This window comes from Streptomyces sp. 12E (assembly GCF_055633275.1).
On the sequence record NZ_JBVNCJ010000001.1, the window covers coordinates 2,421,191 to 2,442,967 of the forward strand.

Genomic DNA, 21,777 nt, shown 5'->3' on the forward strand with positions numbered 1-21,777 from the left:
CGGACGGCGCCGTCCCCCGATAGCGTCCCGGTATGACCGTGACTTGGGAAGAGCCGGGATGGGAGCAAGTGGCCGCCGGGGTGGGACGGCGCCGACTGCCGGTGTGGGACTGCACGGTGGGGCTCGTCGTGGGCCCGGACGGCGTGCTGCTCGTCGACGCGGGTTCCGGTCCGGGCGAGGGCGCACGGTTGCGGACGGAGGTGCAGGCGCTCACCGGTCGCCGTGTGACGCATCTCGCGCTCACCCACCCCCACTTCGACCACGTCCTCGGGGCGGCGGCGTTCGCGGGCGCGGAGGTGTTCGGCGCGGTGGGCGCGGACACCGTGCTGACGGGCCGCGGACGTGAGGAGCTGCGCGCGGACGCGGTGCGCCACGGGCTGGACGCGCGGGTGGCCGAGGAGGCCGTGGACGCGCTGGTCCCGCCCCGGCACGCGGTGAGCGGCGAGCGGACGCTCGACCTGGGCGGCGGCCTGCGGGTGCTGCTGGCGAACGTGGGCCCCGGGCACACCTCCCATGACCTCGCGGTACTGGTCCCCGGCGACCCGGAGGTGGTGTTCTGCGGCGACCTGGTCGAGGAGTCGGGCGAGCCGCAGGCCGGTCCCGACGCCGTACCGTCCCGCTGGCCGGCCGCCCTGGACCGGTTGCTGGAGCTGGGCGGCGAGGGCGCCCGGTACGTCCCCGGCCACGGCGCGGTGGTGGACGCGGCGTTCGTCCGGGCCCAGCGCGACGCCCTGGCGGCCCGTTTCGGCGTGTCGGACTGATCACGGCGGGCGGGATCCTCGTATCGTCGTCAGAATGCGCCAGTACTCCGCCGATCTGACCCCTCCGTGGAAGAAACCGCAGCCCGTCCCCGAGGTCGCGGCCGAGCCCGGCCTGGTGGTGGAGGAACCCGGCAGCGGCTTCTGCGGCGCGGTGATCCGCTGCGAGGCGGGCACGGTGACCCTGGAGGACCGCTTCGGGAAGCACCGGGTGTTCCCGCTGGAGCCGCGGGGCTTCCTGCTGGAGGGCCGCGTGGTGACGCTGGTGCGGCCGCCCGCCGGTCCGGCGCGCCCCACCCGTACGGCGTCCGGTTCGGTGGCCGTTCCCGGCGCGCGGGCGCGGGTGGCCCGCGCGGGGCGCATCTACGTGGAGGGGCGGCACGACGCGGAGCTGGTCGAGAAGGTGTGGGGCGACGACCTGCGCGTCGAGGGCGTGGTGGTGGAGTACCTGGAGGGCGTCGACGATCTGCCGTCGGTCGTCGAGTCCTTCGCGCCGGGGCCGGACGCGCGGCTGGGCGTCCTGGTGGACCACCTGGTCCCGGGCTCGAAGGAGTGGCGGATCGCCGAGGCGGTGACGAGCGAGCACGCGCTGGTGGTGGGCCACCCGTACATCGACGTCTGGGAGGCGGTGAAGCCGGCGTCGGTCGGCATCGAGGCGTGGCCCCGGGTGCCGCGCGGGCAGGACTGGAAGACGGGGGTGTGCCGGGCGCTGGGCTGGCGGGTGGCGAACACCGGCGAGGCGTGGCAGCGGATCCTCGGCTCGGTGCGCTCCTACAAGGACCTGGAGCCCCAGCTCCTGGGCCGCGTGGAGGAACTGATCGATTTCGTCACGGCAACGGCCAGCGGTGGGGCCTGACACCCGGCAGGGTGCCGAATCCGCTGGTGTCGAGTTCGACACCCAGGGCGTCGAGGGCCAGCGGATCACCGAACTTCGTTTTCTCCTGCCCCTTGTAGTCGGCCTTCCCCCCCCGTGCCGACAGGGTCTGTCAGCAGAACGCACTGCGCCATGATCGGATCGACGATGAGGTACACGGGCACGCCGCCCGCGGCGTAGATCGATCGCTTGACGCCGTAGTCCCGGTCGACGCTGGTCTTGGAGACGACCTCCATGACCATCGTGATGATCCTCGACGGCAGCAGGCGCCCGGATGCGGGAGGGACGTCGGGCTCCAGGACCACCAGGTCCGGAACGGGCTCGCTCGCCTCGTCGACGATGTCGACGTCCTGGGTCTGGAGGCGGGCCCAGTACTTGCGTGGAATCTGGTCCTGCACATCGGCGACGATGAGGTTGTGCACCAGATCAGGGCTGGCCACCATCACGATTTCCCCCCGGAGAAGCTCGACCCTGACGCCCTCGGGAGGCTCGAACTCCTCGAAGAACCTGGTCATCCCACGCTCGTCCACAGCGGTCATCTCCGTGGCCCTCCACATCCGCCGCGTTCTTTTGGCGGCAGCCCACGAACCAGGTTAGGGACCGAACCCGCGTTGCGCAGTGATTCACTCCGCCGAGTGATCAATCCACCAGGTCTCTGACCACGGCGTCCGCCAGCAGCCGCCCGCGCAGGGTGAGGGCCGCGCGGCCCTCGTCGTACGCCCCCTGCCGGAGCAGCCCGTCCGTCAGGGCCCGCCGCGACGCCTCCAGCCCCGCCTCCTTCAGCAGGGACAGCGGCACGCCCTCCTCGAGCCGCAGCTCCAGCAGGATCCGCTCCACCCGCCGGTCCTCGTCCGACAGCAGCTCACGGCCCGCCCCCGGCGACCGCCCCTCCGCCAGCGCCGCCGCGTAGGCGCCCGGGTGCTTGACGTTCCACCAGCGCACCCCGCCCACGTGGCTGTGGGCGCCGGGCCCCGCGCCCCACCAGTCGGCGCCCCGCCAGTACAGCTCGTTGTGCAGGCAGCGGCCCGCGTCGGAGGTGGTCCAGTTGGACACCTCGTACCAGTCGAAGCCCGCCGCCGACAGCGTCTCCTCGGCGATCAGGTACCGGTCCGCGTGGACGTCGTCGTCGGTCATGGGGACCTCGCCGCGCCGGATGCGGTGGGCGAGCCGCGTGCCCTCCTCGACGATCAGCGCGTACGCCGAGACGTGGTCGGGACCGGCGCCGATCGCCGCGTCCAGGGACGCCCGCCAGTCGTCGTCGGACTCCCCCGGCGTGCCGTAGATCAGATCGAGGTTGACGTGCTCGAAGCCGGCCGCTCGGGCCTCGGCGACGCACGCCTCGGGGCGGCCGGGGGTGTGTGTGCGGTCCAGGACCCTCAGCACGTGCTGCCGGGCGCTCTGCATGCCGAAGGAGACGCGGTTGAAGCCGCCCGCGCGGAGGGCCGCCAGATAGGCCGGGTCGACCGACTCCGGATTCGCCTCCGTGGTCACCTCGGCGTCCGGCGCCAGACCGAACTCCTCGCGGATCGCCCCCAGCATCCGTACGAGGTCGTCGGCGGCCAGCAGCGTCGGCGTACCGCCGCCGACGAACACCGTGCGGACCTCGCGCGGGTCGTCCCCCAGCACCTTCCGCGCCAGGCGGACCTCGTCGACCAGGGTCTCGGCGTAGTTGTCGCGGGAGGCCAGCACGCCGCCGCTGCCGCGCAGCTCGGTCGCGGTGTAGGTGTTGAAGTCGCAGTAGCCGCAGCGGGTCGCGCAGTACGGGACGTGCAGGTAGAACCCGAGGGGGCGGTCTGCGGCCCCGGCGAGCGCGGACGCGGGCAGCGCGCCGTCGGCGGGGACGGGCGCGCCGTCGGGGAGTGCGGAAGGCATGTGCTCCATTGTCCCGCACCGGCCGCGTCAGTCGGCTTGCAGCACGAGCAGGGCGAGATCGTCGGCCGGCGGACGGGCCCCGAACGCGTGCACGAGCTCGGTGATCCGTTCCGCTATCAGCTCCGCGTCCATCCCCGCGCATCCCGACAGGGCCGTGGCGAGCCCGTCGCCGTCGTCGAACTGGCGGGAGCCGGAGCGCCGCTCGGTGACCCCGTCGGTGACGCAGAGCAGGGTGTCGCCGGAGTGCATCGCGAAGGTCTCGCTGGTGTAGGTGGCGTCCTCGACGACCCCGAGCAGGGTCTGCGGCTGCGCGACGGCGCGGACCGAGCCGTCGGGGGCGAGCAGCAGGGGCAGCGGGTGTCCGGCGGAGGCGAGGGTGCAGCGGACCCCGCCGTCGAAGGGGGCGAGTTCGCCGTAGAGGAGGGAGAGGAAGCGGGTCTGGGGGCCGTCGCCGGGGGCGGTGGGGCGGGCGCCGGCGGCCACCAGCGCGCGGGCGGCGGCGTCGGCGGCCTCGGTGGCGTCGTCGAGGAGGAGCTGGTTGAGGCGGTCCAGGACGTCGGCGACGTGGTAGCCCTCACGGGCGAGCAGCCGCAGCCAGGGCCGCACCAGGCCGATGACGACGGCGGCCTCGGGGCCCTTGCCCTGGACGTCGCCGACGGCGAAGCACCAGCGGCCGTGCCCGGCGGGGAAGAGGTCGTAGAAGTCGCCGCTGGGTCCGCCCTTGTCGCAGGGTTCGTAGACGAGGGCGCTGCGCACGCCGGGGATCTCGGCGACGGCGCCGGGCAGCAGTCCGCGTTGCAGGACGGCGCTGATGGTGGCCTGGCGGGAGTACTGCCGGGCGGCCCCGATGGCGAGCGCGACCCGGCGGCCGAGGTCCTCCACGAGGCCGGTGATCTCGTCCGGGAACCGGTCGATCCCGCCCCGTCCGATCACCAGCGTGCCCAGCGGGCGTCCGCCGGCGACCAGTCGGTAGGAGAGGGCGGCGCCGGGGGCGCCCGGGGTGTCGAGTGCTCCGTCCGGCCACGGGTAGGGGGCGGGGCCGGCCCGCAGCGGATCGCACGCGGGCGGCGGGTTCCGTTCCAGGGAGCGGCTCAGGTCCTCGATGCGGTCCTCACTCGCGTGCCAGACGCGGGCGAGGCGGGGGCCGCAGGACCGGCTCCCCCCGCTCCAGCCGCCGTGGCCGGTGGTCTCGTCCTCCAGCCACACCGCGCACCAGTCGGCCAGTCGCGGCACGATCAGCTGCCCGGTGAGGGAGGCGACCAGGTCCTCGTCGAGCTGCCCGGCGAGCAGGTCGGAGGCCTCGGCGAGGAAGGACAGGGCGCCGCGCCCCAGCCAGGTCCCGTCCCGGCCGGGCCGGCGGGCGAGCCAGTCGTCGCCGTACGAGCCGCCGCGCCAGATGTCACGGGCGGGACCGCGCGCTTCCCGGTGGCCGGGCGCGCGCCGGGGGACCAGTGGGTCGAGTGCGTCCAGCGGACCGGGGGCGCCCTGTTCCGGCCGGGGCGGCTCCGGCGCGAGGATCTCCGCCACCCTCAGGTCGCGCGCCAGCGCGCGCTCCCCGGCGTACGCCTCGGCCTGATCGTCCGCCGCGCTCCCTCCGGCGGCCAGCCGCGCCCACACGGTCTTCGTGCCCGGACGGTAGGTGATCCCCCAGGCCTCGGAGAGCGCGGCGACGAGGCGCAGGCCGCGCCCGTACTCCGGGGTCCCGTACGCCGGCGCCTCCGGCTCGTTGCCGCGCGGCGCGCGGGAGGGGTGCTGGTCGGCGACCTCGACGACGAGCGCGCCGGTCGCCTCCTCCAGCCTGCACGTCAGACGCACCTCGGTGCCGGCGTGCACGACGGCGTTGGTGACGAGTTCGCTGGCGACCAGCGTGGCGTCGTCGCCGACGCGGCCGGTGAGGTGTTCGGCGCCGGGCGGAGCGAGTTCCGCCCACTCGGTGAGCGCCTTGCGCAGCACGGCGCGTGCGGTGCCCGGTGCGAGGGGGCTCCCGGGCAGGGTCGCGTCCACCCACACGCGCTCCCGCGCGCCGGAGGCGCACGAGGCGGTCTCCCGTTGGGTCGGAATGGCCCTCATGGGCAGCTCCCCGGGCAGTTCGTACGAAGAGAACTCGATCGCTGCCGACAGGGTGACAGACCGGCCCCGCTCATGAGCACCGAGTCACCCAAGTGAACCTCCACGGGTGAAAACAGTGCTACGCGCGCGTTCAGGAACGAACAGAAAGCCGTTTTGTTCCGGTCATCGTGAGAAGAGGGGCGGGTTCCGGGCCGCACCGGCCCGGAACCCGCCCCGCGGTCACACCGTGGTGATCACGCCTCGCGCGCCCCCTCGTACATCTCCTCGATGAGGTGCCTGTACGCGCGCTCCACCACCGGGCGCTTCAGCTTCAGGCTCGGGGTGATCTCGCCGTGCTCGACGTCGAGGTCGCGGGGCAGGAGGCGGAACTTCTTGATGGTCTGCCAGCGCTGGAGGCCCTCGTTGAGCTGCTTGACGTAGCCGTCGACCATCTCGACCGTGGCGGGCGCGGCGACGATCTCGGCGTACGGCCTGCCCTCCATGCCGTTCTCGGCCGCCCAGGCGGTGATGGCGATCTCGTCGAGGGCGATGAGGGCGGTGCAGTAGTTGCGGTCCGCGCCGTGGACGAGGATGTTCGAGACGTAGGGGCAGACCGCCTTGAACCGGCCCTCGACCTCGGCGGGCGCGATGTACTTGCCGCCGGAGGTCTTGATCAGGTCCTTCTTGCGGTCGGTGATGCGCAGGTAGCCGTCGGGCGAGAGCTCGCCGATGTCGCCGGTGTGGAACCAGCCGTCCTCCTCCAGGACCTCGGCGGTCTTCTCGGGCAGGTTGTGGTAGCCCTGCATGATGCCGGGGCCGCGCAGCAGGATCTCGCCGTCGTCGGCGATGCGCACCTCGGTGCCGGGCAGCGGCTTGCCGACGGTGCCGGTGCGGTAGGCCTCGCCGGGGTTGACGAAGGAGGCGGCGGAGGACTCGGTGAGGCCGTAGCCCTCCAGGATGTGGACGCCGGCGCCGGAGAAGAAGTAGCCGATCTCGGGAGCGAGGGCGGCTGAGCCGGAGACGCAGGCGCGGAGGTTGCCGCCGAAGGCCTCGCGGATCTTGGCGTAGACGAGCTTGTCGGCGATGTTGTGCTTCGCCGAGAGGCCGAAGGGGGCGCTCGCGGTGCCGGTGCGGCGGAAGTTGTCCTGGGTGACCTCGGCGTACTCGCGGGCGACGCCGGCGGCCCACTGGAAGATCTTGTACTTGGCTCCGCCGCCGGCCCTCGCCTTGGCGGCCACGCCGTTGTAGACCTTCTCGAAGATGCGGGGCACGGCCGCCATGTACGTCGGCCGGACCACCGGGAGGTTTTCGATGATCTTGTCGACGCGGCCGTCGACGGCGGTGACGTGGCCGGCCTCGATCTGCCCGGAGATGAGCACCTTGCCGAAGACGTGGGCGAGGGGCAGCCACAGGTACTGCACGTCGTCGGCGCTGATCAGGCCGGTGGCGGGGATGGCCTTGGCCATGTACGACCAGCAGTCGTGCGGCAGGCGTACGCCCTTGGGGCGGCCGGTGGTGCCGGAGGTGTAGATCAGGGTGGCGAGCTGGTCCTTGGTGATCGCGGCGACCCGCTCCTTGATCAGCTCCGGCTCCTGCTGGAGCCGGGCGGCGCCGCGCTTCTCCAGGTCGGCGAGGGTGATCACGAAGTCGTCGGTCTCGACGCCGGCCGGGTCGACGACCACGACGTGGGTGAGCTCGGGCAGTTCGGCGCGCTTCTCGACCGCCTTGGCCGCCTGCTCGGCGTCCTCCGCGACGAGCACCCGGCTCTGGGAGTCGGACAGGATGTAGGCGGACTCGTCGGCGTTGGTCTGCGGGTAGACCGTGGTGGTGGCGGCGCCGGCGCAGAGGATGCCGAGGTCGGCGAGGATCCACTCGACCCGGGTGGAGGAGGCGAGCGCGACCCGCTCCTCCGGCCGCACGCCCAGCTCGATCAGGCCGGCCGCGATGGCGTGGACCCGCTCGGCGGCGCCCGCCCAGGTGAGGGACTTCCAGTCGTCCGGGCCCTCGCCGGAGGCCGGTGGGACGGGGTAGCGATAGGCCTCGGCGTCCGGTGTGGCCGCCACACGCTCCAGGAAGAGGGTCGCCACGCTCGGCGGACGGTTCTCGATCAGTGTCTGTGTGTCGCTCACGACATCCTCCGGGGCCCGCGACGGTGCGGCTGGCTCAGTGCGGCTGGGGTTTCCTCGCGCCGTTGTTTAACTCGCGAGTAACTATCGAGCACGGACAGAGTAAGGTGCGACCGGCCACGGCGTAAGGGGTCGCGGCCTGCCACTTCACACAGAGAGCTACCCCGCGGACGCGCGGGGACCCGCCGCACTCGCGTACGACGGGCCCCGTTACGCCCGGTTCGCGGAGTGACCCGCGGTAACCACCGGCTACTTCTTGCCCTTGCCCGATCCCGCGCTGTCGTCACTGGAGAGGACGGCGATGAAGGCCTCCTGCGGGACCTCCACGGACCCCACCATCTTCATCCGCTTCTTGCCCTCCTTCTGCTTCTCCAGCAGCTTCCGCTTGCGGGAGATGTCACCGCCGTAGCACTTGGCGAGGACGTCCTTGCGGATGGCGCGGATGGTCTCGCGGGCGATGACCCTGGAGCCGATGGCGGCCTGCACCGGGACCTCGAAGGCCTGCCGCGGGATGAGTTCCTTGAGCTTGGCGACGAGCCGCACGCCGTACGCGTACGCCTGGTCCTTGTGGGTGATCGCGGAGAACGCGTCCACCTTGTCGCCGTGCAGCAGGATGTCGACCTTCACCAGGCTGGAGGTCTGCTCGCCGGTGGGCTCGTAGTCGAGGGAGGCGTAGCCGCGGGTCTTTGACTTCAGCTGGTCGAAGAAGTCGAAGACGATCTCGGCGAGCGGGAGGGTGTAGCGGATCTCCACCCGGTCCTCGGAGAGGTAGTCCATGCCGAGCAGGACGCCGCGTCGGGTCTGGCACAGCTCCATGATCGAGCCGATGAACTCGCTGGGCGCCAGGATGGTGGCGCGCACGACCGGCTCGTACACCTCGTCGATCTTCCCCTCGGGGAACTCGCTCGGGTTGGTGACGGTGTGCTCGCTGCCGTCCTCCATGACCACGCGGTAGACCACGTTCGGCGCGGTGGCGATGAGGTCGAGCCCGAACTCGCGCTCGAGGCGCTCGCGGATCACGTCGAGGTGCAGCAGGCCGAGGAAGCCGACGCGGAAACCGAAGCCGAGGGCGGCGGAGGTCTCCGGCTCGTAGACCAGGGCGGCGTCGTTGAGCTGGAGCTTGTCCAGCGCCTCGCGCAGCTCCGGGTAGTCGGAGCCGTCCAGGGGGTAGAGGCCGGAGAACACCATGGGCTTGGGGTCCTTGTAGCCTCCGAGCGCCTCCTCGGCGCCCTTGTGCTGGCTGGTGACGGTGTCGCCGACCTTCGACTGGCGGACGTCCTTCACACCGGTGATGAGGTAGCCCACCTCGCCGACGCCGAGGCCGTCGGCGGGCAGCATCTCCGGCGAGTTGGTGCCGATCTCCAGCAGCTCGTGGGTGGCGCCGGTGGACATCATCCGGATCCGCTCGCGCTTGTTGAGCTGGCCGTCGATGACACGGACGTACGTCACGACACCGCGGTAGGAGTCGTAGACCGAGTCGAAGATCATCGCGCGGGCGGGGGCGTCCTTGACGCCGACCGGGGCGGGGATCTCGGCGACCACCTTGTCCAGCAGCGCCTCGACGCCGAGACCGGTCTTCGCGGAGACCTTGAGCACGTCGTCGGGGTCGCAGCCGACCAGGTTCGCCAGCTCCTCGGCGAACTTCTCCGGCTGCGCGGCCGGCAGGTCGATCTTGTTGAGCACCGGGATGATCGTGAGGTCGTTCTCCATCGCCAGGTAGAGGTTGGCGAGGGTCTGGGCCTCGATGCCCTGGGCGGCGTCGACCAGCAGGACCGTGCCCTCGCAGGCGGCGAGCGAGCGGGAGACCTCGTACGTGAAGTCGACGTGCCCCGGCGTGTCGATCATGTTGAGGATGTGCGTGTCGCCCTTGTCGTGGGTGGGCGCCCACGGCAACCGCACCGCCTGGGACTTGATCGTGATGCCGCGCTCGCGCTCGATGTCCATGCGGTCGAGGTACTGAGCGCGCATCTGCCGCTGCTCGACCACTCCGGTCAGCTGGAGCATCCGGTCGGCGAGCGTGGACTTGCCGTGGTCGATGTGCGCGATGATGCAGAAATTGCGGATCAGCGCCGGGTCGGTACGGCTCGGCTCGGGCACATGGCTAGGGATCGCGGGCACGCAGGGTCCTGATTCTTGAGGCGTCCGCATACGTGTGCTTGTGCGTCTGCGGTCTCGGGTCGGATCGATACGTAGCTTCCATGGTCCCACGGGTGGCGACCGGGGACGGGTTTGGGCCACTGAATGGGCCGCTGGTAGTGTGGGGGGCTGTGTCTCATGCCCTCTCAGCGCGAGGCACACCCCCAAGAAATCACCCGGTACCGGAACCGTGCGGCTTCCGTGCGGTCCCGTGCCAGAACCTGTAGAGGCTCATTCGTGGCGAACATCAAGTCCCAGATCAAGCGGAACAAGACCAACGAGAAGGCCCGGCTGCGCAACAAGGCCGTCAAGTCCTCTCTGAAGACCGCGATCCGCAAGGCCCGCGAGGCCGCCGCCGCGGGTGACGTCGAGAAGGCCACCGAGTACCAGCGCGCCGCGGCGCGTCAGCTCGACAAGGCCGTCTCCAAGGGCGTCATCCACAAGAACCAGGCCGCCAACAAGAAGTCGGCGCTGGCTCAGAAGGTCGCGGCCGTCAAGGGCTGAACCACCCCGTGATCTGACCGTCGGCGGGAATCCGGGCGGGCCCTCTCTCATCCGCCCCCGGCCGGCACCCGAGCCCGTACGCGGCCTGCGTTCGCCACGCGGGTACGGGCTCACACGCTTTGACCGAAGGCCCCGCCCCACACCCTTCCCCGGGTGGTGGGCGGGGCCTTCGGCCTCTTCCGTCCCGCTTACGCCCGTCCCCGCGAGCGCGCCGCGCGGGCGATGGCGACGACGGCCTTCTCCAGGGCGTACTCCGGGTCGTCCCCGCCGCCCTTCACGCCCGCGTCCGCCTCGGCGACCGCGCGCAGCGCGACCGCCACGCCGTCCGGGGTCCAGCCGCGCATCTGCTGCCGGACCTGGTTGATCTTCCAGGGCGGCATGCCGAGATCGGCGGGGCGGGCGCCCGGCGACGACTGCAGCTTGCCGATCGCCCGTACGCCCTGGGCCAGCGCGCTGGTGATCATCACCGGGGCCACCCCGGTCGACAGCGACCAACGCAGGGCCTCCAGGGCATCCGCCGCCCGCCCCTCGACCGCGCGGTCGGCGACCGTGAAGCTCGACGCCTCGGCCCGCCCGGTGTAGTACCGGCCGACGACCGCCTCGTCGATCGTGCCCTCGACGTCCGCGACCAGCTGGGACACCGCCGAGGCCAGCTCCCGCAGATCGCTGCCCAGCGCGTCCACGAGCGCCTGGCACGCCTCCGGCGTGGCCGATCTCCCGGCGGTGCGGAACTCGCCCCGCACGAAGGCCAGCCGGTCCGTGGCCTTCGTCATCTTCGGGCACGCCACCTCGCGCGCCCCCGCCTTGCGCGCCGCGTCGAGCAGCCCCTTGCCCTTGGCGCCGCCCGCGTGCAGCAGGACCAGCGTGATCTCCTCGGCGGGCGAGCCCAGGTAGGCCTTCACGTCCTTGACGGTGTCGGCCGAGAGGTCCTGCGCGTTGCGCACGACGACGACCTTGCGCTCCGCGAAGAGCGACGGGCTGGTCAGCTCGGCGAGGGTGCCGGGCTGGAGCTGGTCCGGTGTCAGGTCGCGTACGTCCGTGTCGGCGTCGGCGGCCCGCGCGGCGGCCACCACCTCCCGCACGGCGCGGTCGAGCAGCAGGTCCTCCTGGCCCACGGCGAGCGTCACCGGGGCGAGGGGGTCGTCGGATGCGGTCTTCCTGGCCATCGCGACAAGCATCCCACGCGCCACCGACAACGCCGCCCGGCCTGCGGTCACCGGGCTACGGCTCCTCCCGCCAGCCGTCCCACCCTGCCACGAACTCGTCCAGCTCCCCGGGGTCCAGCCGGCCCGGCTCGTCCCGCAGGACGACGAGCCACTGCGCGTCCTCCGCGTCGTCCTCACCGGCGAGCGCGTCCCGCACCAGCCGCGGCTCCTCGTCCACGCCGAACCGTTCCCCGAGGGCCTCGGCCACCTCCTCCGCGGCATCACGGTCGGGCAGCACCAGCACATGTCGCACATCACTCACACGGGTCATTGTCCGACACCGGGTTCAGCCGTCCGTGCCGGTGCCGCGCGCCGTCGGCACCGTGTCCAGTGCGATCCCGAACCGGTCCCGGTAGAGCGCCAGCACCTCCTCGTCCGTCCCGGCCTCGTGCTCCCGCCGCGTCCCGTCCGGCGCGGTGACCGTGAACCGCCGGCCGCTGAGCGTGATCCTGCCCCCGTCCTCGGTGATCCGCGAGCACACCGGCGACCGCATGAAGTGGGAGAGCGGTGAGGTGCTGTGCCACCAGGCCCCGACCGTGAAGTCGCCGAGCACCCTGGGCCGGACCTCCAGGCGGTACACCGGCCGCCCGTTCCGGCTCACGTCCAGGTCCGCGGCCTCCACCCTGTCGTGTCCGCCGCGCACTCCGGCCGCGTCGGCGCCCGCCTCGGCGATCCGGAACGTGCCCCCGGGATCCTTCTGCTCCCCGCGCTCCCCGAAGGCGAGCGGCAGGTGGCAGTGCGCGCCGAAGCCGACGTCGGCCAGCCAGTCACCGCCGTCCACCGTCCGCACCCGCAGCGCGAGATGGTCGTACGGGATGCCGAGCCGGCCCCCGTCGCCGTACACCCGCGCCGCGAGCAACTGGACGTCGTAGCCGAGTGCGGCGAGCAACGCCCCGAAGAGGCCGTTGAGTTCGTAGCAGAACCCGCCCCGCCGCGCCTCCACCACCTTGTCCAGCAGCCGCTTCTCGTCCAGCACGATCTCCTCGCCGAGATGGATGGACAGGTTCTCGAACGGCACGGTCTCCAGATGCCGCAGGTGCAGCTCGCGCAGCGCGTCCACGGTGGGCCAGGCGGGCTGTTCGACGCCCAGGCGGCGCAGACAGGCGTCGACTTCCGCGGTGTTCATGCCCTCAGTCATGCCTTCAGTCTCGCGCCACCTGCAGCTCCTTGTCCCCGTTCTCGCCGACGGTCACCGCCAGTGCCCCGTCCCGGTCGGTGCGCAGTACCGTCGCTCCTCCGGCGCGGAGGGCGGCGACCGTGCTCGGGGCGGGGTGCCCGTAGGTGTTGTCCTCCCCCGTACTGATCAGCGCCAGCCGTGGGGCCGCCCGGCGCATGAGGTCCGGGTCCTGGTACGCCGAGCCGTGGTGGGCGACCTTGAGGACGTCCACGTCGGTCAGTCTCCCGGCCGCCGGTGATCTGGCCAGGGCCCGCTGGGACGGGGGTTCCAGGTCCCCGAGGAGCAGCAGGCGCAGGCCGGCCGTGCGGACCAGCATGGCGACGCTGGCGTCGTTCGGGCCCTCCGGCACGGGGCCCGTGGGCTGCGGGCCCGCGGTCGGCGGGGCGCTCGGCGGCGGCCACACCACCTCCCAGGACAGCTCCCCCGTGCGCCGTGCCTCACCGGCCGCGGCGTGCGTCACCGGGATGCGCCGGGCGGCGGCGAGTCTCCGGACGAACGCGGCCTGGTCGGCGGGTTCTTCGAGGGACGTCGTCTCGACGGCGCCCACCGCGCGTCCGCGCAGTACGCCGGGCAGGCCCGCCACGTGGTCGGCGTGGAAGTGGGTCAGGACCACGAGGGGGACGCTGGTGATGCCGAGGGAGCGCAGGCAGTGGTCGACGAGGGCCGGGTCGGGGCCGGCGTCCACGACCACGCCGGCGCCCTCGCCCGCCGACAGCACCAGCGCGTCGCCCTGGCCCACGTCGCACATCGCCATCCGCCAGCCCGGCGGGGGCCAGCCCGTGATCGCCCGGGTCAGTGGTCGGGGCTGTACCAGCACCAGCATCAGCAGCAGTGCGCAGGCAGCGCACCACCAGGGGTGTCTCGACAGGCGGCGTCCCACGAGCAGCGCCGCCAGGACGAGGGCGCCGAGCGCCGCCGCGCCGGCCCAGCTGCCGGGCCAGTCCACTCCCGCGCCGGGCAGCGCCGCACCGGTCCTGGCGACCTGTGCGAGCCACTGGGCGGGCCAGCTCGCGCACCAGGCCAGTGCCTTCGCCGCCGGCATCGCCACCGGCGCCGTCGCCAGGGTCAGGAAGCCCAGCACCGTGGCCGGCGCGAGCGCGAACTCCGCGAGCAGGTTGCACGGGATCGCCACCAGGCTCACCCGCGCCGCCAGCACGGCGACCACCGGCGCGCACACGGCCTGCGCGGCGCCCGCGGCGGCCAGCGCCTCCGCGAGGCGGGGCGGCACCCCGCGCCGTCGCAGTCCCGCGCCCCAGCGCGGCGCGAGCGTGAGCAGCGCGCCGGTGGCCAGCACGGAGAGCAGGAAGCCGTAGCTGCGTGCCAGCCAGGGGTCGTAGAGCACCAGGAGCAGGACGGCCGTCGCCAGCGCCGGGATCAGTGATCTGCGGCGGCCGGTGGCGAGCGCGAGCAGGGCGACGGATCCGCAGGCGGCGGCCCGCAGCACGCTGGGATCGGGCCGGCACACGACGACGAAGGCGAGGGAGAGCACCGCGCCCAGCAGTGCGGTGGCCCGCAGGGAGATGCCGAGGCGGGGGGCGAGTCCGCGCCGCTCGGCCCGCTGCGCGAGGCCGGGCGGGCCGAGGAGCAGGGCGAGGAGGATGGTGAAGTTGGCGCCGGAGACGGCGAGCGTGTGGGTGAGGTCGGTCTCCCTGAACGCCTCGTCCAGCTCCGGGGTGATCCTCGCGGTGTCGCCCACGACCAGGCCGGGCAGCAGCGCCCGCGCGTCCGCCGGCAGTCCGTCGGTCGCCTCCCGCAGTCCGGCCCGCAGCCGTCCCGCCAGCCGTTGCGGGCCCGTCGGCGGGCCCACGGTCTCCGGTTCGCCGCCCCGGCTCTTCACCCGCAGCACGGCGGCGAACCGGTCGCCGCCCGCCCTCGCCGGGGCGAGCCGTGCCTCGACGCGGAGGCGGGTGGAGGGCAGGAGGGCGAGCCAGGAGGAGCGGCCCTCGGCATCCGGTGCGGTGCGTTCGGACGAGCCCGGGTCGACGATCAGCAGTACGGGTGCGCGGGTCGTCTCCGCCGTGCCGTCGGCCCGCTCCACCCGCCGCACGTCGGCCTCGATCAGTACGGATGCCGGGGCCATGTGGTTGCCGCTGACCCGGGGCCGGGTGAGCCGGGGGTCGGAGGTGATCTCGACCTCGGCGGTCACCGGGGCGTACTCCCGCGCCAGTGCGGGCACGGGTCCCCGTCGCAGGTCCGCGCCGTGCAGGCCCGCCGATCCGGCGGCTGCGGCGACACAGAGCAGTGCGGCGGCGCCGGCGTGGGCGGTGGCCCGCCCCCGCCCGGTCAGCCGGCTGCGCGCCACGAGGAGAGCACCGGCCGCCAGCAGGGAGGCGATCACCGCGCCCGCCGCCCGGCCGGGCGGGGCGTGCAGCATCACGGCGGCCGTGGCCCAGGCGGCCAGGGCGGGCGGGACCAGGCGCAGGTCCGTCGGTCCCTCCTGCCGCGGGTGCGCGGCTCCGAGCCGCTTCCCGGAGGCTGCGTGGACGTGCCGCCGGGCGGTGGGCTCCACGGGCGGCGGTGGCGCCGCCGTGTCCGTCGCCTCCGTCCTCATGGCCGTACGAGGTTTCGCAGATCCTCGAAACGGCGGTCGCCGATGCCGTTCACCTCGCGGAGTTCGTCCACCGAGCGGAAACCGCCGTTGCGGGTGCGGTAGTCGACGATGTGCTGGGCGAGCACGGGGCCGACTCCGGGCAGGGCGTCGAGCTGGTCCGGAGTGGCGGTGTTGAGGGAGACCGGTGCGGCGGGGCCGCCGTCGGGGGCTGCTCCGGCCGGTGCCGGTCCCCCTACGACCACCTGCTCGCCGTCGACGAGGAAACGGGCGCGGTTCAGGGTGTCGGTCCTGGTGCCGGGCCGTACTCCGCCGGCCGCCCGCAGCGCGTCCTCGACGCGTGAACCGGCGGGCAGGCGGTGGATTCCCGGGTCGCGCACCTTGCCGCTGACGTCGACCACGATCTCGGGCCCCTCCGAGCCGTCGGCCCGCACCGCGCCGTCCGGTGCGGCTTCCCCCTTCGCCGCGCCCTTGGCGTGCGCCCCGTGGGGAACCGCCGCCGCCCGCACCACCTCCGGCGCCCTCACCGGCTGGGTCCGCCCGGCCCAGAAGTGCTGTACGGCGAATCCCACGGCGACCACGAGCAGCACCGAGAGCGCGACCACGCTCCGCCGTTCCATCCCGCACCGCGCCCGCACCCACAACGGCAGCCGCTCCCGCAGCGCGAGCCCGGCCCTCTCCCGCCGCCACCCCCGTCCGGACCCTCGGCCGGCTTCCTCCGCGCCCACGACGTCGTCCACGTCGTCCACGTCGTCCACGTCGTCCACGTCGTCCACGTCGTCCACGTCGTCCACCGCGACCGCACCGCCACCGGGCCTCGCGGCGAGAGGGCCCACAGCAGCCACCGGCCGCTGAGCGGCCCGCCGGCTCACAGCAGCCGTCCGCTCCGAAGCCGCCGGACGGCCCACGCCCACCGGAAAGTCCCCGGCTCCCGAACGGTCCGCATCCGCCACCCGGTCCACGGCCGCCGAGGACCCGGCCCGCCTGATGCGGCGGGTGCCGGTCAGGGCCCAGGCCGGAGGCCGCCTGGTGTGCGCGGAGTGGCCGTCGCCGTCGAAAAGCGACTCCGCCCGGCGGCGGATCTCCTCCGCCGCCGCCCGGCGGTTCCGGTGCGGGGGCCGGCCTCGGGGCCCGGTCGGCCTGCGGTGGCGGGCGCGGCCGTCGGAGGCGGGCGGGCGGCCCGGACCGCTGGTCGCCGTCGCTGTGCGTGAGCGTGATCGAAGTGTCATGCCAGGAGGATCCGGCACATCACCCCATCCGCGATGATCTTGCTCGAATCCGGTGGATCACCGACCGGTTGTGGACAACTCCGTCACCCGTACGAGTGCGCCGGCCTCACCGGGCCGAGACCACGACCCCCAGCAACCCGGGCCCCGTGTGCGCCCCGATCACCGCTCCCACCTCGCTGACGTGCAGGTCGGCCAGGCCCGGAAGCCGGGCCCGCAGCCGGTCCGCGAGGGCCGACGCGCGCTCCTGCGCGGCGAGATGGTGGACGGCGACGTCGACCTCCGCCCCGCCCGCCCGTTCGGCCGCGATCTCCTCCAGACGGGCGATCGCCTTCGACGCCGTGCGCACCTTCTCCAGCGGTTCGATACGGCCGCCCGCCAGCTGCAGCAGCGGCTTGACCGCGAGGGCCGAGCCCAGCAGGGCCTGCGCGGCGCCGATCCGGCCGCCCCGGCGCAGATAGTCGAGCGTGTCGACGTAGAAGTAGGCGGACGTGCCCGCCGCCCGCTTCTCCGCGGCCGTGACCGCCTCGTCCACCGTGCCGCCCGCCTCCGCGGTCTCCGCCGCCGCCAGCGCGCAGAACCCGAGCGCCATCGCGATCATGCCGGTGTCCACCACCCGCACCGGCACGGGCGCCTCGCGGGCCGCGACGACCGCCGCGTCGTAGGTGCCGGAGAGCTCGGCGGAGAGGTGGAGGGAGACGATGCCGGTCGCGCCGGACCCGGCGACCCTGCGGTAGGTCTCGGCGAACACCTCGGGGCCGGGCCGCGAGGTCGTGACCGGGCGCCGCTTCTGCAAAGCCTGGGCGAGGGAGCGGGTGGAGATCTCGGTGCCCTCTTCGAGCGCACGGTCGCCGAGGACCACGGTCAGGGGTACCGCCGTGATGCGGTGCCGCTCCGTCGTCCGGGTCGGCAGGTAGGCCGTTGAATCGGTGACGATCGCGACATGGCGGGACATGAGCTGGAGGTTACCTGCCGTGGTGCCCGTGCGGCAGTCCGGCCTCGCGGGCGGGTTCGACGGTGGCCGGATCAGGGGGCGCTCAGGTGGTGCTCAGGTGGTGCTCTCGGGGCGGGGCTTCTTCTGCCAGGGGTAGGCGGGACGCGGCGTCGGCGGGGTGATGGCGGGCCGCTGTTCCGGTTCCTTCGCCGAGGCGGGCGCCGGGGTGTCCGGCCGGGTCCGCCCGGCCGTCGGGGCGTCGTCGGCGGGGTCCTCGGGCCAGGGCGGGGGCGCCGGGTGCCGCTCCGTGGTGGCCCAGTGGCGCAGGGCCCCGGCCTCCACGTCGATCTGCTCGCTCAGCGAGTCCAGGTCGTCGGAGGCGAAACGGTGGGCGCGGTCGCGGGCCGCCCAGCGCAGGGAGTCCGCGGACCCCCTGATGCGCTCGGTGCGCTCGCGCAGCTCGGGCAGCCGGGCGGAGAGGGTGGCGCGGTCCGGTTCGGACTCCAGGCGCCTGAGCTCGGCGTCCAGCTCGTGGCCGTGCGCGCTGAGCCGCTGGAAGAGGCCGAGGGACTCCTTGAGGGACTCGTCCTCGGCGACGGCGGCCTCCAGGGCGTCCTGGGTGGCCCGCATGGAGGTGCGCAGCCCCAGCCGGAGCTGGGCGATCTCGCCGGCCGGGCCGGGCTGCGCGAAGGCCTTGGCCCTCAGGGTGTGGTCCTCGACCGTGCGTCGGGCCTGGGTGATGTGGCGGTCCGCGCTGCGCTTGGCGGCGCCGACGACCTTCACCGTGGCGTAGGCGCCGAGCACGACGAAGAGCACGACGAGCAGGGCGACCACTGCGAACACCGCTTCCACGAAGCTCCTCCTCCGGGCCCCTCCGGCCTGTCCCGGCGCACGTCGCGCCGCTCTTCAACGGTAAACGCAACGGGCAGGTCCGGAGTTCCCGGAAAACCCCGATCCTGCCCGTAGGGGACCACCCGGACCGCCGGGCGCCCCGAAGTCCGAGGCCCGAGGCCCGAAGTCCGAGGCCCGTCCGGCGGATCACACCGGACGGACCCCGAAACGCTCACCTCACGCCGGGACGATGTTCACCAGCTTCGGCGCCCGGACGATCACCTTGCGGATCCCGGCACCGTCCAGCGCCGCGACGACCCGCTCGTCGGCCAGCGCGATCTTCTCCAGCTCGCTCTCGGAGATGCCGGGGGACACCTCCAGCCGCGCCTTGACCTTGCCCTTGATCTGCACGACACAGGTGACGGCCTCGTCCACCACGTACGCCGGGTCGGCCACCGGGAAGTCCTGGTGCACCACGGAGTCCGTGTGCCCCAGCTTGCGCCACAGCTCCTCGGCGATGTGCGGGGCCAGCGGCGCGACCAACAGCACCAGGGGTTCCGCCACGGAGCGCGGCAGCGCCCCTCCCCGCTTGGTCAGGTGGTTGTTCAGCTCGGTGACCTTGGCGATGGCGGTGTTGAAGCGCATCCCCTCCAGATCGCCGCGCACGCCGTCGATCGCCTTGTGCAGGGCGCGCAGGGTGTCCTCGTCGATGTCGGCCGCCCCGTCGTCGACGACGGTCGCCTCGCCGCTCGTCTCGTCGACGATGTTGCGCCACAGCCGCTGCAGCAGCCGGAACTGGCCGACCACCGCGCGGGTGTCCCACGGCCGGGACACGTCCAGCGGGCCCATGGCCATCTCGTACAGACGCAGCGTGTCGGCCCCGTACTCGGCGCAGATCTCGTCCGGGGTGACCGCGTTCTTCAGGGACTTGCCCATCTTGCCCAGCAGCCGGGAGACCCGCTCGCCCTGGTACCAGTAGCCGCCGTCGCGCTCCTCCACCTCGGCGGCCGGCACGGCGATGCCCCGGCTGTCGCGGTAGACGTAGGCCTGGATCATGCCCTGGTTGAACAGCTTGTGGAACGGCTCCGACGACGACACGTGCCCCAGGTCGTACAGCACCTTGGACCAGAAGCGCGCGTACAGCAGGTGCAGCACGGCGTGTTCGGCGCCGCCGACGTACAGGTCGACGCCGCCGTGCGGCATGCCCTCGCGCGGGCCCATCCAGTACTGCTCGACGGCCGGGTCGACCAGCTCGTCGCTGTTGTGCGGGTCCAGGTAGCGCAGCTCGTACCAGCAGGAACCGGCCCAGTTGGGCATGGTGTTGGTCTCGCGGCGGTACCGGCGCGGACCGCGGCCGTCGCCCAGGTCCAGGGTGACGTTCACCCAGTCCTCGTTGCGCGACAGCGGCGTCTCGGGCTGGGTGTCGGCGTCGTCCGGGTCGAAGGTGCGCGGGCTGTAGTCCTCGACCTCGGGCAGCTCCAGCGGCAGCATCGACTCGGGCAGGGCGTGGGCGACGCCGTCCTCGTCGTAGACGATCGGGAAGGGCTCGCCCCAGTAGCGCTGCCGGCTGAACAGCCAGTCGCGCAGACGGAAGTTGACGGTGCCCGCGCCGCGGCCCTCGCGCTCCAGCCACTCGGTGACGCGCGCCTTGGCCTCGACGACGGACAGGCCGTCCAGGGAGATCTCGTCGTTCGACGAGTTGATGATCTTCGCGTCGTACGAGGCGAACGCGTTCTCCCAGGTGGCGGTGTCCGTGCCGCGGCCGTCGGTCGGCTCGACGATGCAGTGGATCGGCAGCTCGAAGGCGCGCGCGAACTCGAAGTCGCGCTGGTCGCCCGCCGGAACGGCCATGATCGCGCCGGTGCCGTAGCCCATCAGGACGTAGTCGGCGATGAAGACGGGGACCCGCTCGCCGTTGACCGGGTTGGTCGCGTACGCGCCGATGAAGACGCCGGTCTTGTCCTTGGCCTCGGCCTGCCGCTCGACGTCGGACTTGGCGGCGGCCTGCGCGCGGTAGGCGGCGACGGCCTCGGCGGGCGTGGCGTGCCCGCCGGTCCACACCGCGTGGGTGCCCTCGGGCCAGGCGTCCGGGGTGAACTTCTCCACCAGCGGGTGCTCGGGCGCCAGCACCATGTAGGTGGCGCCGAACAGGGTGTCGGGGCGGGTGGTGAAGACGGTGATGTTCTCGCCGTCGATGGGGAAGTCGACGCGGGCGCCCTCGGAGCGGCCGATCCAGTTGCGCTGCTGCAGCTTGATGGCCTCGGGCCAGTCCAGGGCGTCCAGGTCGTTCAGCAGGCGGTCCGCGTAGGCGGTGATGCGCATGTTCCACTGGCGCAGCTTGGCCTTGAAGACGGGGAAGTTGCCGCGCTCGGAACGGCCCTCGGCGGTGACCTCCTCGTTGGCCAGCACGGTGCCCAGGCCGGGGCACCAGTTGACCGGCGCGTCGGAGGCGTAGGCCAGGCGGTACTCACCCAGGACGTCGGCGCGCTCCGCCTCGGTCAGCTCGCTCCAGAAGCGGCCGCCGAGGACGCCGCGCTCACCGGACTCGAACTGGGCGACCAGCTCGGCGATCGGGCGGGCCCTGTCCGCCTCCTCGTCGTACCAGGAGTTGAAGATCTGCAGGAAGATCCACTGGGTCCACTTGTAGTACTCGGGGTCGATCGTGGCGAACGACCGGCGCCTGTCGTGGCCCAGACCCAGCCGGCGCAGCTGGGACTTCATGTTCTCCATGTTGGCCTCGGTCGACACGCGCGGGTGCGTGCCGGTCTGCACGGCGTACTGCTCGGCGGGCAGGCCGAAGGCGTCGAAGCCCAGGGTGTGCAGGACGTTGTGCCCGGTCATGCGCTGGAAGCGGGCGAAGACGTCGGTGGCGATGTAGCCCAGCGGGTGTCCGACGTGCAGCCCCGCACCGGAGGGGTACGGGAACATGTCCATGATGAACTTCTTGGGCTTGGCGGCCGTCTCCGGATCGCCCGACAGGTCGCCGCTCGGATTGGGCGCCGCGTAGGTGCCGTCGGCGTCCCAGAAGTCCTGCCAGCGTGCCTCGATCTCGGCCGCCAGGGCGGCCGTGTAGCGGTGCGGCGCGGCCTCCGCGGCTGCGGTGGCAGCGGGGTTCGTCTCGCTCATGATCCTCAATGCTCCATCGATCGTCTTCGCCTGCTGCCGCGACTTCCCGGAAATGAAAAATCCCCTCGCACAGGAGGGGACGCCGCGCCGATTCCGACCCGCCGGTCACCGGCGGTCGGGACTGATCAGCGCGGCTCGCTAAGCAGAAGGCGTACGGCACGCATGGCGCCAGGGTACCGCAGCCGCCGATCCGGTCGCGACGCGCTTCCACGGCACGCTGACCCGAGGTCACGTATTACTCCGCGTAACAACCAGTAAGGGACATCACAGCGACCTCATTGTCTTTTGATAACAGCGCAATAACTCAAACCTCGTACTCATCGGTATGACGGGCCTTAGAGTTCGGCAGCGGGACCGCTTTACCGAACCTTCGGAGTTGCCCCCATGAACCCTCGCCCAGACAGCAGCCCA

15 protein-coding genes and 1 pseudogene are annotated in these 21,777 nt (G+C 72.8%); 3 read left to right on the top strand and 13 right to left on the bottom strand.

From position 1 onward, the window contains the following. The first annotated feature begins 32 nt into the window (after positions 1 to 32). Entirely contained in the window at positions 33 to 761 is a 729-nt protein-coding gene (locus ACZ8ZB_RS11400; RefSeq protein ID WP_470737601.1) for an MBL fold metallo-hydrolase, read from the top strand. A 34-nt stretch (positions 762 to 795) separates the two neighbouring features. Next, the gene (locus ACZ8ZB_RS11405; RefSeq protein WP_470737602.1) at positions 796 to 1,614 is read left to right on the top strand and encodes a DUF3097 domain-containing protein; all 819 of its coding nucleotides are present in this window, start codon (positions 796 to 798) and stop codon (positions 1,612 to 1,614) included. Here ACZ8ZB_RS11405 and ACZ8ZB_RS11410 read toward each other — a convergent pair. The 5 genes and pseudogenes from ACZ8ZB_RS11410 to lepA form a co-directional block, all read right to left on the bottom strand. Next, a pseudogene (locus ACZ8ZB_RS11410) lies at positions 1,586 to 2,189 on the bottom strand (Uma2 family endonuclease). The gene ACZ8ZB_RS11405 and the pseudogene ACZ8ZB_RS11410 overlap by 29 nt on opposite strands. Before the next feature lie 82 nt (positions 2,190 to 2,271). Next, the gene (gene hemW / locus ACZ8ZB_RS11415) at positions 2,272 to 3,504 is read right to left on the bottom strand and encodes a radical SAM family heme chaperone HemW (RefSeq protein WP_470737603.1); all 1,233 of its coding nucleotides are present in this window, start codon (positions 3,502 to 3,504) and stop codon (positions 2,272 to 2,274) included. 27 nt (positions 3,505 to 3,531) lie between these two features. Continuing rightward, positions 3,532 to 5,574 (bottom strand): SpoIIE family protein phosphatase, encoded by a 2,043-nt coding sequence (locus ACZ8ZB_RS11420; protein ID WP_470737604.1) that lies wholly within the window; start codon positions 5,572 to 5,574, stop codon positions 3,532 to 3,534. 233 nt (positions 5,575 to 5,807) lie between these two features. Further along, positions 5,808 to 7,682, bottom strand: a complete 1,875-nt coding sequence (locus tag ACZ8ZB_RS11425; protein WP_470737605.1) for an AMP-dependent synthetase/ligase — start codon at positions 7,680 to 7,682, stop codon at positions 5,808 to 5,810. 246 nt (positions 7,683 to 7,928) lie between these two features. Further along, positions 7,929 to 9,797, bottom strand: a complete 1,869-nt coding sequence (gene lepA, locus ACZ8ZB_RS11430) for a translation elongation factor 4 (RefSeq protein WP_470737606.1) — start codon at positions 9,795 to 9,797, stop codon at positions 7,929 to 7,931. A 255-nt stretch (positions 9,798 to 10,052) separates the two neighbouring features. Here lepA and rpsT point away from each other — a divergent pair, with 255 nt between their 5' ends. Further along, a complete protein-coding gene (rpsT, locus tag ACZ8ZB_RS11435; protein WP_030858234.1) occupies positions 10,053 to 10,319 on the top strand; it encodes a 30S ribosomal protein S20 in 267 nt (88 codons plus the stop codon). A gap of 188 nt (positions 10,320 to 10,507) precedes the next feature. Here rpsT and holA read toward each other — a convergent pair whose 3' ends face one another. The 8 genes from holA to leuS form a co-directional block, all read right to left on the bottom strand. After that, positions 10,508 to 11,485, bottom strand: coding sequence for a DNA polymerase III subunit delta (gene holA, locus ACZ8ZB_RS11440; protein WP_470737607.1), 978 nt, complete (start codon positions 11,483 to 11,485; stop codon positions 10,508 to 10,510). 55 nt (positions 11,486 to 11,540) lie between these two features. Beyond that, complete coding sequence (locus ACZ8ZB_RS11445) at positions 11,541 to 11,786, bottom strand: hypothetical protein (RefSeq protein ID WP_470737608.1); 246 nt, start codon at positions 11,784 to 11,786, stop codon at positions 11,541 to 11,543. A 24-nt stretch (positions 11,787 to 11,810) separates the two neighbouring features. Beyond that, on the bottom strand, positions 11,811 to 12,650 hold the full coding sequence (locus ACZ8ZB_RS11450; RefSeq protein WP_470741462.1) for an arylamine N-acetyltransferase family protein: 840 nt from the start codon (positions 12,648 to 12,650) through the stop codon (positions 11,811 to 11,813). A gap of 16 nt (positions 12,651 to 12,666) precedes the next feature. Then, a complete protein-coding gene (locus tag ACZ8ZB_RS11455; RefSeq protein WP_470737609.1) occupies positions 12,667 to 15,252 on the bottom strand; it encodes a ComEC/Rec2 family competence protein in 2,586 nt (861 codons plus the stop codon). Then, positions 15,249 to 16,478 (bottom strand): ComEA family DNA-binding protein, encoded by a 1,230-nt coding sequence (locus ACZ8ZB_RS11460; protein ID WP_470737610.1) that lies wholly within the window; start codon positions 16,476 to 16,478, stop codon positions 15,249 to 15,251. The genes ACZ8ZB_RS11455 and ACZ8ZB_RS11460 overlap by 4 nt, the downstream gene beginning before the upstream one ends. Before the next feature lie 106 nt (positions 16,479 to 16,584). Continuing rightward, positions 16,585 to 17,430 carry a DegV family protein gene (locus ACZ8ZB_RS11465; protein WP_470737611.1) on the bottom strand — a complete coding sequence of 282 codons (846 nt, stop codon included), beginning with the start codon at positions 17,428 to 17,430 and terminating at the stop codon, positions 16,585 to 16,587. Positions 17,431 to 17,523: 93 nt separating this feature from the next. Beyond that, positions 17,524 to 18,261 (bottom strand): hypothetical protein, encoded by a 738-nt coding sequence (locus tag ACZ8ZB_RS11470; RefSeq protein WP_470737612.1) that lies wholly within the window; start codon positions 18,259 to 18,261, stop codon positions 17,524 to 17,526. A gap of 216 nt (positions 18,262 to 18,477) precedes the next feature. Then, positions 18,478 to 21,366, bottom strand: coding sequence for a leucine--tRNA ligase (gene leuS / locus ACZ8ZB_RS11475; RefSeq protein ID WP_470737613.1), 2,889 nt, complete (start codon positions 21,364 to 21,366; stop codon positions 18,478 to 18,480). Positions 21,367 to 21,777 lie beyond the last annotated feature (411 nt).